General features: G+C 52.5%; 14 protein-coding genes, 3 tRNA genes and 3 other RNA genes. 19 read left to right on the top strand and 1 reads right to left on the bottom strand.

All coding sequences use genetic code 11. The annotated features are described in order from the left end of the window. The first annotated feature begins 103 nt into the window (after positions 1-103). The 19 genes from cydA to pnuC all read left to right on the top strand — a co-directional run bounded on the left by cydA (position 104) and on the right by pnuC (position 12,134). The gene (cydA, locus tag EYY67_RS01010; protein ID WP_119826602.1) at positions 104-1,672 is read left to right on the top strand and encodes a cytochrome ubiquinol oxidase subunit I; all 1,569 of its coding nucleotides are present in this window, start codon (positions 104-106) and stop codon (positions 1,670-1,672) included. A 14-nt stretch (positions 1,673-1,686) separates the two neighbouring features. Then, entirely contained in the window at positions 1,687-2,826 is a 1,140-nt protein-coding gene (gene cydB / locus EYY67_RS01005) for a cytochrome d ubiquinol oxidase subunit II (protein WP_095921209.1), read from the top strand. Between the two features lie 10 nt (positions 2,827-2,836). Further along, positions 2,837-2,950: a cytochrome bd-I oxidase subunit CydX gene (cydX, locus tag EYY67_RS01000; RefSeq protein WP_013576433.1), complete on the top strand. Its 114-nt coding sequence runs from the start codon at positions 2,837-2,839 to the stop codon at positions 2,948-2,950. Between the two features lie 2 nt (positions 2,951-2,952). Further along, entirely contained in the window at positions 2,953-3,246 is a 294-nt protein-coding gene (gene ybgE, locus EYY67_RS00995; RefSeq protein ID WP_095921210.1) for a cyd operon protein YbgE, read from the top strand. A 138-nt stretch (positions 3,247-3,384) separates the two neighbouring features. Continuing rightward, on the top strand, positions 3,385-3,789 hold the full coding sequence (ybgC, locus tag EYY67_RS00990; RefSeq protein WP_131692629.1) for a tol-pal system-associated acyl-CoA thioesterase: 405 nt from the start codon (positions 3,385-3,387) through the stop codon (positions 3,787-3,789). Then, a complete protein-coding gene (tolQ, locus tag EYY67_RS00985; RefSeq protein ID WP_013576430.1) occupies positions 3,786-4,475 on the top strand; it encodes a Tol-Pal system protein TolQ in 690 nt (229 codons plus the stop codon). Before ybgC ends, tolQ begins: the two co-directional genes overlap by 4 nt. Before the next feature lie 11 nt (positions 4,476-4,486). Then, positions 4,487-4,918: a colicin uptake protein TolR gene (gene tolR, locus EYY67_RS00980; protein ID WP_013576429.1), complete on the top strand. Its 432-nt coding sequence runs from the start codon at positions 4,487-4,489 to the stop codon at positions 4,916-4,918. Positions 4,919-5,032: 114 nt separating this feature from the next. Beyond that, a complete protein-coding gene (gene tolA, locus EYY67_RS00975) occupies positions 5,033-6,268 on the top strand; it encodes a cell envelope integrity protein TolA (RefSeq protein ID WP_131692628.1) in 1,236 nt (411 codons plus the stop codon). A 129-nt stretch (positions 6,269-6,397) separates the two neighbouring features. Beyond that, positions 6,398-7,690, top strand: coding sequence for a Tol-Pal system beta propeller repeat protein TolB (gene tolB / locus EYY67_RS00970; protein ID WP_131692627.1), 1,293 nt, complete (start codon positions 6,398-6,400; stop codon positions 7,688-7,690). A gap of 48 nt (positions 7,691-7,738) precedes the next feature. Then, a complete protein-coding gene (gene pal / locus EYY67_RS00965; protein WP_095921214.1) occupies positions 7,739-8,248 on the top strand; it encodes a peptidoglycan-associated lipoprotein Pal in 510 nt (169 codons plus the stop codon). Between the two features lie 9 nt (positions 8,249-8,257). After that, positions 8,258-9,052 (top strand): cell division protein CpoB, encoded by a 795-nt coding sequence (gene cpoB, locus EYY67_RS00960; RefSeq protein WP_095921215.1) that lies wholly within the window; start codon positions 8,258-8,260, stop codon positions 9,050-9,052. A 197-nt stretch (positions 9,053-9,249) separates the two neighbouring features. Next, positions 9,250-9,325, top strand: a tRNA-Lys gene (locus tag EYY67_RS00955). Between the two features lie 14 nt (positions 9,326-9,339). Continuing rightward, a non-coding RNA gene (locus EYY67_RS00950) (RtT sRNA) lies at positions 9,340-9,459 on the top strand. A gap of 58 nt (positions 9,460-9,517) precedes the next feature. Next, a tRNA-Lys gene (locus tag EYY67_RS00945) sits at positions 9,518-9,593 on the top strand. 14 nt (positions 9,594-9,607) lie between these two features. Beyond that, positions 9,608-9,727, top strand: a non-coding RNA gene (locus EYY67_RS00940) — RtT sRNA. A 58-nt stretch (positions 9,728-9,785) separates the two neighbouring features. Then, positions 9,786-9,861 (top strand) — tRNA-Lys (locus tag EYY67_RS00935). 14 nt (positions 9,862-9,875) lie between these two features. Next, a non-coding RNA gene (locus EYY67_RS00930) (RtT sRNA) lies at positions 9,876-9,995 on the top strand. Between the two features lie 294 nt (positions 9,996-10,289). Continuing rightward, positions 10,290-11,354, top strand: coding sequence for a quinolinate synthase NadA (nadA, locus tag EYY67_RS00925; RefSeq protein ID WP_131692626.1), 1,065 nt, complete (start codon positions 10,290-10,292; stop codon positions 11,352-11,354). A gap of 57 nt (positions 11,355-11,411) precedes the next feature. After that, complete coding sequence (pnuC, locus tag EYY67_RS00920) at positions 11,412-12,134, top strand: nicotinamide riboside transporter PnuC (protein WP_095925087.1); 723 nt, start codon at positions 11,412-11,414, stop codon at positions 12,132-12,134. Positions 12,135-12,197: 63 nt separating this feature from the next. Here the strand turns inward: pnuC and zitB are convergent, their stop codons facing one another. Further along, positions 12,198-13,151: a CDF family zinc transporter ZitB gene (gene zitB, locus EYY67_RS00915; RefSeq protein WP_131692625.1), complete on the bottom strand. Its 954-nt coding sequence runs from the start codon at positions 13,149-13,151 to the stop codon at positions 12,198-12,200. Positions 13,152-13,180: the final 29 nt, after the last annotated feature.

Below are 13,180 nucleotides of genomic sequence, written 5' to 3'. Positions count from 1 at the left end.
CTGTTCTACACACATTTGAATACTGGTAGTCATGAGGCGTTCCGGCAACCGGTTCGTCAAAGATCGCAATTTGGGGTCTTCCTCCGAGGAGCAAGGGGTCAAGATGTTTGATATCGTTGAACTGTCGCGTTTACAGTTTGCTTTAACAGCCATGTACCATTTCCTATTTGTCCCATTAACGCTGGGTATGGCGTTTTTACTGGCAATTATGGAAACGGTTTATGTGCTTTCCGGCAAACAAATCTATAAAGATATGACCAAATTCTGGGGCAAACTCTTCGCAATTAACTTTGCGCTGGGTGTTGCTACCGGTTTAACCATGGAATTCCAGTTCGGGACTAACTGGTCATATTTCTCACATTACGTGGGAGACATCTTCGGTGCGCCGCTGGCGATCGAAGGTTTGATGGCGTTCTTCCTGGAATCCACGTTAGTCGGTCTGTTCTTCTTTGGCTGGGACCGCCTGTCTAAAGTTCAGCACATGACGGTGACCTGGTTTGTGGCCCTTGGCTCAAACCTGTCAGCATTGTGGATCCTGGTGGCGAACGGCTGGATGCAAAACCCGATTGCATCGACCTTCAACTACGAAACCATGCGTATGGAAATGGTCAGCTTCTCCGAGCTGGTTCTGAACCCGGTTGCGCAGGTTAAATTCGTTCACACCGTAGCGTCCGGTTATGTGACTGGCGCGATGTTCATTCTGGCTATCAGCTCTTACTACCTGCTCAAAGGCCGTGACGTTGGCTTTGCCAAGCGTTCATTTGCTATCGCAGCAAGCTTTGGTCTGGCTGCGGTGCTCTCCGTTATCGTTCTGGGTGATGAATCCGGTTACGAAATGGGTGACGTGCAGAAAACCAAACTGGCTGCCATCGAAGCCGAGTGGGATACCCAACCGGCGCCTGCCAGCTTCACGCTGTTCGGCATGCCAAATCAGGACAAAATGGAAAATGAATACTCGATTCAAATTCCTTACCTGCTGGGTCTGATTGCGACCCGTTCTGTGGATACGCCGGTGACCGGTCTGAAAGACCTGATGGCGCAACACGAAGTCCGTATCCGTAACGGTATGAAAGCCTACACCCTGCTGGAAGAACTGCGTTCGGGCAACACTGACCCGAAAGTCCGCAGTGATTTCGAAAACAGCAAACAGGATCTGGGCTACGGTATGTTGCTTAAACGCTATACCGACAACCCGGCGGGTGCGACTGACGCACAGATTCAGAAAGCCACCAAAGATTCTATCCCGCGCGTTCTGCCGCTGTACTTCGCCTTCCGTATCATGGTGGCCTGCGGCATCCTGATGTTCGTTCTGATCGCGTTGTCCTTCTACACCGTGCTGCGCGGCAAGATTGGTCAGAAACGCTGGCTGCACCGTGCGGTATTCATCGGTCTGCCATTGCCGTGGATTGCTGTCGAAGCGGGCTGGTTCGTGGCCGAATATGGTCGTCAGCCCTGGGCGATTGGTGAAGTGTTACCGACTGCGGTTGCGCACTCTTCACTGACAGTGGGTGATGTACTGTCGTCGATGATCCTCATCTGCGGCCTGTATACCCTGTTCCTGGTCGCTGAAATGTTCCTGATGTTCAAATATGCGCGCCTGGGGCCAAGCAGCCTGAAAACGGGTCGTTATCATTATGAACAAACTTCAGCGCCACTTGAGCAAGCTCGGTAATAGGGAGTCCACTTATGTTTGATTATGAAGTTTTACGGTTCATCTGGTGGGTGCTGATTGGCGTGCTGTTTATCGGCTTCGCGGTCACCGATGGATTTGATATGGGCGTGGGCATTCTGGTGCGCATTATCGGGAAAACCGATACTGACCGCCGTGTGATGATCAACGCCATCGCCCCGCACTGGGACGGTAACCAGGTCTGGCTGATCACCGCCGGTGGCGCCTTGTTCGCTGCCTGGCCGATGGTTTACGCGGCGGCATTCTCCGGCTTCTATGCCGCGATGGTGCTGGTGCTGTGCGCCTTGTTCTTCCGTCCGCTGGGCTTTGACTACCGTTCAAAACTGGAAAGCGCGCGCTGGCGTGGCATGTGGGACTGGGGCATTTTCATCGGGAGCTTCGTACCGGCTCTGGTCTTCGGTGTGGCCTTCGGTAACCTGCTGCTGGGTGTGCCGTTCCATATCGACGGTGACCTGCGTCTGTTCTACACCGGCAACCTGTTTGGCCTGCTGAACCCGTACGGCATTCTGGCCGGTCTGGTCAGCCTGACCATGCTGATTACTCAGGGCGCGACCTATCTGCAAATGCGTACTGTGGGTGAACTGCACCTGCGTACCCGCACCGCGTCGCAGATTTCTGCGCTGGTGATGATGGTGTGCTTCCTGCTGGCAGGTATCTGGTTAGTGAAAGGGATTGATGGTTTCACCGTGACCTCCGTGATGGATCACGCTGGCCCGTCTAACCCGCTGCGCAAAACGGTTTCTCATGAAGCCGGTGCATGGCTGGCTAACTACAATAAGATGCCGGGTCTGTGGGCAATCCCTGCACTGGGCGTGATCCTGCCGCTGCTGACCATTCTGTTCTCACGCATGAATAAAGCGGCACTGGCGTTTATCAGTAACTCACTGACTATCGCCTGTGTGATCCTGACGGCTGGTATCACAATGTTCCCGTTCGTGATGCCTTCCATCACTGAACCGAATGCCAGCCTCACCATGTGGGATGCGACATCCACACTGCTGACGCTGAGAGTGATGACCGTTGTAGCCTGCATCTTTGTGCCAATCATCCTGATTTACACCTCATGGGCGTATTACAAGATGTTCGGGCGCCTCGATAAACACTACATCGAGAACAACAAGCATTCGTTGTATTAAGGAGAACACCATGTGGTATTTTGCCTGGATCCTCGGCACCTTACTGGCTTGCTCATTCGGTATCATTACCGCGCTGGCGTTTGAACACAGCGAAGCCAATAAAGCGGCGAAAGAAGAGAAGTAATAATGAGTGTGATCGCGGATAAACTTTACGCCATCACAGACAAGGGCCCCTTGCGGGCCCTTTCCCTTGTGATGTCACTGGTCATGGCGGGCTGCGTGTTCTGGAAACCGGGCATGTTTGCTTCATCGACCAGTCAGCTGGAAGTCTGGCATGGGATCATTCTGATTTGGGCCGTCTGCAGCGGCGTGATCCACGGTCTCGGATTTCGCCCACAGCGCACAATCTGGAAGGCATTCTTTTCACCTTTGCTTGCAATGATTGCGCTGGCTGCGGGTCTTCTGTACTTTTTTAGCTGAATAAAGACACAGATTTACAGTAATTTTCTTATGGGCCGCTGCGGCCCATAATTATTTTCATTCCAGCAATGCTACCCATTCCCAACCCCAATTCTCTTGCGTATAGTAGTGCCGTCAAATTGCATTACGGGATGTACAGTGAGTAATTCGTTGTTCCGATGGCCGGTTCGTGTCTACTACGAAGACACAGACGCGGGAGGCGTGGTCTACCATGCCCGATACGTCGCCTTTTTTGAAAGGGCTCGCACAGAGATGTTGCGCCAACGCAATTTTCACCAGCAGCAGTTGCTGGGAGAACATGTCGCTTTTGCTGTCCGCCGCATGACGGTCGAATACTTTGCACCAGCTCGCTTAGATGACCTGCTGGATGTTCAGAGTGAGATTACGTCCATTCGCGGAGCTTCTCTTACTTTTGCACAACGAATTCTTGATTCGCATGGAAACCTTCTGAGTTATGCAGAAGTGTTGATCGCATGCATTGATCCACACCAAATGAAGCCCCGAGCGCTTCCTAAGTCTATTGTCGCGGAGTTTAAGCAGTGACTGACATGAACATTCTTGATTTATTTTTGAAGGCCAGCATCCTGGTCAAGCTGATTATGCTTGTCCTGGTGTGCTTCTCTATCGCGTCCTGGGCGATCATCATTCAACGCACGAAGGTGCTGAATGCCGCCACCCGCGAGGCAGAAGCGTTCGAAGATAAATTCTGGTCCGGTATTGAGCTTTCCCGTCTGTATCAGGAAAGCCAGGGCCGCCGCGAAACCCTGAGCGGGGCAGAGCAAATTTTCCATTCCGGTTTTAAAGAGTTTGCCCGTCTTCATCGTGCTAACAGCCATGCGCCTGAAGCCGTGATTGAAGGGTCTTCGCGTGCGATGCGTATCTCTTTTAACCGTGAACTCGAATCACTGGAAACACACATTCCGTTCCTTGGCACTGTCGGTTCTATCAGCCCGTATATCGGTCTGTTCGGGACAGTCTGGGGGATCATGCACGCCTTTATCGGTTTAGGTTCTGTGAAACAGGCAACGCTGCAAATGGTTGCTCCGGGTATCGCAGAAGCACTGATCGCCACCGCGATCGGTCTGTTTGCCGCTATCCCTGCTGTTATGGCGTACAACCGCCTGAATCAGCGTGTGAACAAGCTTGAGCAAAACTACGATAACTTCATGGAAGAATTCACGGCTATCCTGCACCGTCAGGCTTTCTCTCGCGAAACCAGCAGTAACTAAAGGGGGAGAGTATGGCTCGTTCACGAGGTCGTCGTAACCGTCGCGAAGGTAAGTCTGAGATCAACATCGTTCCGCTGCTGGACGTATTGCTGGTTCTGTTACTGATTTTTATGGCAACAGCACCCATTATTACCCAGAGTGTGGAAGTCGATCTGCCTGACGCAACCGATTCTAAAACGGTATCCAGCGATGATAACCCGCCAGTGATTGTTGAAGTGTCTGGCGTCGGTCAATACACCATTGTGGTGGATCATCAGCGTATGGAACAGCTGCCTGAACAGCAGGTTATCGCAGAAGCGACCAGCCGTATTCAGGCCAATCCGAAGACGGTATTCCTGATCGGTGGCGCGAAAGATGTGCCTTATGATGAAATCATCAAGGCGCTGAACATGCTGCATCAGGCTGGCGTGAAGTCTGTCGGATTGATGACACAACCTATCTGAGGATAGGTAATTTGTAACACTTATTTGAAACCCGGCATTTTCTGGCTTGCTAAAAGAGTACGACAGGGCTGCAGGAAACCGGGTTTTTAGTAATCCTGTCTTGGGAAATCTATTTTGGTAAAGGCAACTGCAACTGAACAAAACGATAAGCTCAAACGCGCCGTTATTGTTTCGGTCGTTCTGCATATCATCATTATAGCCCTGTTGATTTGGGGATCGCTGGACGAAGATACCAGCATGAGTGGCGGCGGTGGCGGTAGCGATATCTCCGCCGTAATGGTTGATCCCAGTGCGGTGGTCGATCAGTACAACCGTCAGCAACAGCAACAGGCTGATTCCCAACGTGCTGCCGCAGCGCGTCAGAAAAAATCAGAGCAACAGGCTGAAGAGCTGCAACAGAAACAGGCCGCAGAACAGCAGCGCCTGAAAGAACTTGAGAAAGAGCGTCTGCAAGCGCAGGAAGATGCGAAGCAGCAGGCTCAGGAACAGGCCCAGCAGCAGAAACAAGCTGAACAGGCCGCCGAGCAGGCGAAAGAACAGCAGAAACAGGCCGAAGCTGCCGCGGCGCAGGCCAAGGCGGAAGCGGCAAAAGCAGCGGCCCAGGCCAAAGCGGATGCGGCAAAAGAAGCTGCAAAAGCGCAGGCTGATGCACAGAAAAAAGCCGCTGCGGATGCTAAAAAACAAGCCGAGGCTGAAGCGGCTGCCGCTGCGGCCGCAGCGAAGAAACAAGCTGAAGCTGACGCTAAGAAAGAAGCGGCAGCAGAAGCCAAAAAGCAGGCTGCTGCTGACGCGAAGGCTCAGGCCGCCGCTGACGCGAAGGCCCAGGCTGATGCCGATGCCAAAGCCGCCGCTGATGCGAAAGCTGCCGCTGCTGCTGAGAAGAAAGCCGAAGCTGCTGCTGCCGCGAAGAAAGCGGCAGCAGATAAAAAGGCTGCCGCCGCTGCGGCTGCCAAGGAAGCGGCTGATGCGAATAACTTATTTGATGGCCTGGCCGACTCCAAAAATGCGCCGAAAGGCTCAACAGGTGGAGGCGCTTCTGCTCCGTCAGGGAAGGGGACTCAGAAAAAGGCGGGCGCATCCGGTGCTGATATTGCGAACTATGGTAGCCAGATTCAGGCTGCCATCGAGAGCAGATTCTATGACGCGTCATCTTATGCAGGTAAAACCTGTTCGTTGCGCATTAAAATGAACCCTGACGGCTCATTAATCAGTGTGTCGGCTGAAGGTGGGGATCCTGCACTTTGTCAGGCTGCGCTTGCCGCCGCCCGACAGGCGAAGTTCCCTAAACCGCCTTCTGAAGCAGTCTATGAAGTGTTTAAAAATGCTCCGATAGATTTCAAACCTCAATAAAAGATGAAAATGATAACTTTTCAGATTTTTACGATGGTTTGCAGGGTGTAATTCTAGTTTTGTGTGCGTTGGTTTGTTAAAATTCTGCTAAATTATCGCGGGCAGATACGTCCAGATAAGGGAGATACAATGAAGCAGGCATTTCGAGTAGCGTTCGGCCTTTTGATGATGTGGGCATCTGTAGTACATGCAGAAGTTCGCATTGAAATTACCCAAGGGGTAGACACAGCTCGCCCGATTGGCGTTGTGCCATTCAAATGGGCTGGCCCGGGTACACCACCTGAAGATGTGGGTGGTATCGTTGCTGCTGACTTACGTAACAGCGGTAAATTCAATCCTATTGATGCATCCCGTATGCCTCAGCAGCCAACCTCAGCCGCAGAAGTCACTCCTGCAGCCTGGACCGCGCTGGGTATCGATGCCGTTGTGATCGGCCAGGTTCAGCCTGCCGCCGATGGCAGCTATGTGGTCTCTTACCAGCTGGTAGACACCTCTGGCGCGCCGGGCACCGTACTGGCACAAAACCAGTATAAAGTGACCAAACAATGGTTGCGTTATTCCGCCCATACCGCCAGTGACGAAGTCTTCGAAAAACTGACCGGTATTAAAGGCGCATTCCGCACCCGTATCGCGTATATCGTGCAGACCAACGGCGGCAAATTCCCGTATGAACTGCGCGTGGCGGATTACGACGGTTACAACCAGTTCGTGGTTCACCGTTCCCCTGAGCCTCTGATGTCTCCAGCCTGGTCTCCGGATGGCAGCAAACTGGCTTACGTCACCTTTGAAAGCGGTCGTTCAGCACTGGTTGTGCAGACGCTGGCAAACGGCGCAATCAAACAGATTGCTTCTTTCCCACGCCACAACGGTGCCCCGGCATTCTCACCTGATGGCAGCAAACTGGCCTTCGCCTTGTCTAAAGACGGCAGCCTGAACCTGTACGTGATGAATCTGGCTTCCGGTCAGATCAGTCAGGTGACAAACGGACGCAGCAACAACACCGAACCAACCTGGTACCCGGACAGCCAGAATCTGGCCTTCACGTCGGATCAGGGCGGTCGTCCACAGGTTTATAAAGTCAATATTAATGGCGGTGCGCCTCAGCGTCTGACCTGGGAAGGCTCGCAAAATCAGGACTCTGACGTCAGCACTGACGGCAAGTTCCTGGTGATGGTGAGCAGCGCCAGCAGTACACAGCACATCGCTAAACAAGATCTGGCAACGGGAGCCGTTCAAACATTGACGGACACGTTCCTGGATGAAACGCCTAGCCTCGCACCAAATGGCACAATGGTAATTTACAGCTCCTCTCAGGGACTGGGTTCCGTGTTGCAGTTGGTATCGACTGATGGGCGCTTCAAAGCGCGTCTTCCGGCAACTGATGGACAGGTCAAATTTCCTGCCTGGTCGCCGTATCTGTAATGCATAGAAAAACTATGTATGGCAAAAAATTATAAAAGGATCGAATAGATGCAACTGAACAAAGTGCTGAAAGGGCTGATGCTGGCATTGCCTGTACTGGCAGTAGCTGCTTGTAGTTCTCACAAGAACGCAGACAACGACCAATCTGGTATGGGTCTGAACTCTGGCGCAGGCACTGAAAACGCTAACATGTCTTCAGAAGAGCAAGCTCGCCTGCAGATGCAAGAACTGCAGAAAAACAACATCGTTTACTTTGGCCTGGACAAATACGATGTGTCTTCTGAATTCGCTCAGATGTTAGACGCGCACGCAGCATTCCTGCGTAGCAACCCGTCTTACAAAGTGACTGTAGAAGGTCATGCTGACGAACGTGGTACGCCAGAGTACAACATCGCCCTGGGCGAACGTCGTGCTACTGCTGTTAAAATGTACCTGCAAGGCAAAGGCGTTTCTGCTGACCAAATCTCTATCGTTTCTTACGGTAAAGAAAAACCAGCTGTACTGGGCCATGACGAAGCGGCTTACGCTAAAAACCGTCGTGCCGTACTGGTATACTAAGAGAATAGTATGAGCAGTAACTTCAGAACTCACCTGTTGAGTCTGTCGTTACTGGTTGGCGTAGCGGTCCCATGGGCCGCTACTGCCCAAGCGCCAATCAGTGATGTCGGCTCAGGCTCGATTGAAGATCGGGTCACCTCTCTGGAGCGTATTTCTAACGCTCACAGCCAGCTATTAACTCAACTCCAGCAGCAACTTTCTGATTCCCAACGTGATATGGATACGCTTCGTGGTCAAATCCAGGAGAACCAGTATCAGTTGGGTCAGCTTGCTGATCGTCAGAAGCAGATCTTTAACCAGATGGACAGCCTTAGCCAGGGTGCCGCCGGAGCCGCCAGTACGGGCGCTGCCGCAGCAACCGGTGATGCGTCTGGTGGTGATGCTGCGACAACGCCTGATGCGGGTGCTGCACAAGCCCCTGCGAGCACAGGCGATGTGAACAGCGACTACAACGCTGCTGTTTCACTGGCGCTGGAAAAGAAACAGTATGATGAAGCCATTGCGGCTTTTCAGAGTTTCGTTAAAAAATATCCAGATTCAACGTATCAGCCTAACGCCAACTACTGGTTAGGACAGTTGTATTACAACAAGGGTAAAAAAGACGACGCTGCGTATTATTTTGCAGTTGTGGTGAAAAATTATCCTAAGTCCCCAAAAAGTTCTGACGCGATGTACAAGGTTGGGGTGATCATGCAGGAGAAAGGTCAGGCTGATAAAGCCAAAGCCGTCTTCTCGCAGGTCGTAAAACAGTACCCAAATACCGATGCGGCAAAACAAGCTCAAAAACGTTTATCTGCAAAGTAGTTCTTCATTCAGGTCTGGAAAATGTACATATCGTGCATTTTCTGGGCTTGAGTGTGTGAAACGCCATCAGTTAGCACTCTTTCTGAAAATTAAAGTTGCACTGAAAAGTTAAATAAGTAATATATGCCGCCGTTGCCCAGACAACTCCAAACGGCTAACGCTGTCAGAGATTTAGGCAATATGCAGTAGGTTTAGAAGGGCCGTTAGCTCAGTTGGTAGAGCAGTTGACTTTTAATCAATTGGTCGCTGGTTCGAATCCAGCACGGCCCACCACTTTTAAAGTGGAAAATGAAGTGAAGCAGTGCAGGATGAGAACCAGGGGTTCGAGCCGAGCGAAGCGAGACGACAACGCGCAAGCGTTGCCCGCAGAGCGAGGTGAAACCGAGTCAATCCAGCACGGCTCACCACTTTTAAAGTGATGCGCCCTGAATAATTAGTGAAGCCACAAGTACCCAGCATTTAGATGGGCCGTTAGCTCAGTTGGTAGAGCAGTTGACTTTTAATCAATTGGTCGCTGGTTCGAATCCAGCACGGCCCACCACTTTTAAAGTGGAAAATGAAGTGAAGCAGTGCAGGATGAGAACCAGGGGTTCGAGCCGAGCGAAGCGAGACGACAACGCGCAAGCGTTGCCCGCAGGGCGAGGTGAAACCGAGTCAATCCAGCACGGCCCACCACTTTTAAAGTGATGCGCCCTGAATAATTAGTGAAGCCACAAGTACCCAGCATTTAGATGGGCCGTTAGCTCAGTTGGTAGAGCAGTTGACTTTTAATCAATTGGTCGCTGGTTCGAATCCAGCACGGCCCACCACTTTTAAAGTGGAAAATGTAGTGAAGCAGTGCAGGATGAGAACCAGGGGTTCGAGCCGAGCGAAGCGAGACGACAACGCGCAAGCGTTGCCCGCAGGGCGAGGTGAAACCGAGTCAATCCAGCACGGCCCACCACTTTAAGTGAAGCCATCTAAATTGCAGAATTCAGAGAAAAGCGCCTTTTGGCGCTTTTTTCGCATCTGAACCCCAAAATATCCCCGCAGCGATAAAATCCTTTCTCACAATCCGGCGCAATCTCATCTCTTTTAAGTGCAGTAAACATTTTAAGCCTTATGGCTAATATCCGGACGACTTTCCCTACATTTTGCGGTATTTTGTTTAGCATACAAAACCAACAGATTTCCGGATGGAATTTGTTGTGGCTTCTGGCCTTCCGGGCATGCTGCCTGACTGAATGAGATGACGAGTATGAGCGAAACATTGGATCTGAATGCGGCGGTTTATCCTTTCCCTCCGAAACCCGCCGTTCTGAATGCAGATGAAAAATCTTTCTATAAAGAGAAGATTAAAAAACTGCTGAAGGAACGTGATGCTGTGATGGTGGCGCATTACTACACCGATCCTGAGATTCAGGCGCTTGCCGAAGAAACCGGGGGCATTGTGGCGGATTCCCTCGAGATGGCGCGTTTTGGCAGTCAGCATCCTGCCTCGACCTTGCTGGTTGCGGGCGTGCGTTTCATGGGCGAAACAGCCAAAATTCTCAGCCCGGAAAAAACCGTGCTGATGCCGACCCTGAATGCGGAATGCTCACTGGATCTGGGCTGTCCTGAACAGGCGTTCTCAGATTTTTGTGATCAGCACCCCGACCGCACCGTTGTGGTCTACGCTAATACCTCCGCGGCCGTAAAAGCCAGAGCCGATTGGGTAGTGACATCCAGTATCGCGGTGCAGCTGATTGAACACCTTGATAGTCTGGGGGAAAAAATCATCTGGGCGCCGGACCGCCACCTTGGGAATTACGTCCGTAAGCAGACGGGGGCGGATGTATTGTGCTGGCAGGGCGCCTGTATCGTCCATGACGAGTTTAAAACGCAGGCCCTGACCCGAATGAAAGGTTTGTACCCGAACGCCGCTGTTCTGGTGCATCCTGAGTCTCCTCAGGCGATCGTGGATATGGCGGATGCCGTGGGTTCCACCAGTCAGCTGATTCAGGCGGCGAAAACCCTGCCGCACCAGCAACTGATTGTGGCGACTGACCGCGGCATTTTCTACAAAATGCAGCAGGCGTGCCCGGACAAAGAATTGTTCGAAGCGCCGACGGCAGGCGAGGGCGCAAGTTGCCGCACCTGTGCGCATTGTCCGTGGATGGCGATGAACGGCCTGAAAGCCATTGCGGAAGGACTGGAACATGGCGGAGCGGAACATGCGATTGAGGTGGATGAAGCGTTACGCGTGAAATCGCTGATCCCGCTGAACCGTATGCTGGATTTCGCGGCGCAGTTAACATTGCGTACGCAACCGAAGGCGCTGTAAGCCCCTCTTTTATGACCGGCAAGGTTTTGTGACTGACAAAAAGGAACGCATGTGATGATGGATTTTTTCAGTACCGGCAACATTCTGGTTCATATTCCGATTGGAAAAGGCGGATACGATCTGTCATGGATTGAAGCCGTCGGCACGATATTTGGCTTGCTGTGTATCTGGTTCGCCAGCAAAGAGAAACTGATCAACTATCCTTTCGGTCTGATCAACGTCACGCTGTTTGCGGTTATCTTTTTCCAGATCCAGCTTTACGCCAGTTTGCTGCTGCAGGTCTTTTTCTTTGCCGCCAATATTTATGGCTGGTACGCATGGAGCCGACAGACGGCCGATCAGCAGGCTGAGTTGCAAATCCGCTGGTTACCGCGCACGAAAGCGCTGGTATGGGGCGTGGTGTGTATCGCGGGCATTCTGCTGATGACATTTAACATTGACCGCGTTTTTGCCGCGCTGACGCTGCTGGCAGTCAATCTGATGCAGGCGCTTGGCCTGTCTGTGCAGATGCCGGCACTTCAGCCTGATGCTTTCCCGTTCTGGGATTCCTCAATGATGGTGCTGTCGATTGTCGCCATGCTGCTGATGACCCGTAAATACGTCGAGAACTGGCTGTTGTGGGTCATCATCGATGTGATCAGTGTGGCGATCTTTGCCTATCAGGGCGTTTATGCAATGGCGCTGGAATATGTCCTGCTGACGCTGATTGCGCTGAACGGCTCCTGGCTGTGGATCAAAAGCGCGAAGCAAAATGGCTCGCGGCCGCTACAAACAGTGTGATGCTGCGCTGACAAAAACGCCTCCGTGACGGAGGCGTTTTGCTTTCTGCCGCTGGCGGCGCGATCAGTGATGATGGTGCGCGTGGCTGTGGCCGTGATGATCATGACCTGCGCTGACGACGGGCACATCATTGATGCCGCAATCCGGCGCTTCACACCTGCCATATTCCATCTGAATGGTCGCGTGCCCGATACGGCATTTCTCCAGCAGATGATGCCGGATGCGTTCCAGCAGCGCGTCGTGATCGTGAGGCGGTATCACCTGCACATGCAGGGTCATCAACCGTTGCTCGCCAATCTGCCAGACATGCACATGATGTACGTTGCGCACCTCCGGAATGCTCATGGATAAATCGCGGCGCAGTTTATCGATATCAATTTCCTCCGGCGTGCCTTCCAGCAACTCGTGGAAGCTCTCCCGCAGCAACCGCCAGGCATTGGTCAGGACGAGACAGGAAACCAGTACCGACAAAATCGGGTCGATGGGTGTCCAGCCGGTGTTCATGATAATCAGCGCGGCAGCGACGGCACCGATCGAACCCAGCAAATCGCCAAGCACATGTAAGGCGGCGGCGCGCACGTTGATATTGGCTTTTTCTTCACCCTGATGCAGCAGCCAGAACGCCAGAATATTGGCAAACAGACCGGCGATGGCGATCACCAGCATGGTGGTGCCCATGACGGGCTGCGGATTGACGAAACGGGCGATGGCTTCCCAGACAATCAGCACCACGATGACCAGCAATGCCGTGGCGTTAACAAATGCCGCCAGGGTGGTCAGACGCAGATAACCAAAGGTATGCCGCGAGTTGGGTTTACGTTTCGCGAAACGCACCGCCAGCAGCGCAACCAGCAACGCTGCGGCGTCGGTGAGCATATGCCCGGCATCGGCCAGCAGGGCGAGCGAGCCGGAGATCAGCCCGCCAATTACTTCCGCAACCATAAAAATGACCGTCACAAGGAAGGCCAGCAGCAGCCGGCGGCTGTTTTTATCCTGCGGTAACAGGGTAGAAGACATAGTTATATTCACAAGAATGATGAACAGAG

Origin of the sequence: Rahnella victoriana (assembly GCF_004330295.1) — a bacterium.
Classification (GTDB): Bacteria; Pseudomonadota; Gammaproteobacteria; order Enterobacterales; family Enterobacteriaceae; genus Rahnella; species Rahnella victoriana.
This window is presented reverse-complemented; position numbering and strand designations above follow the sequence as displayed.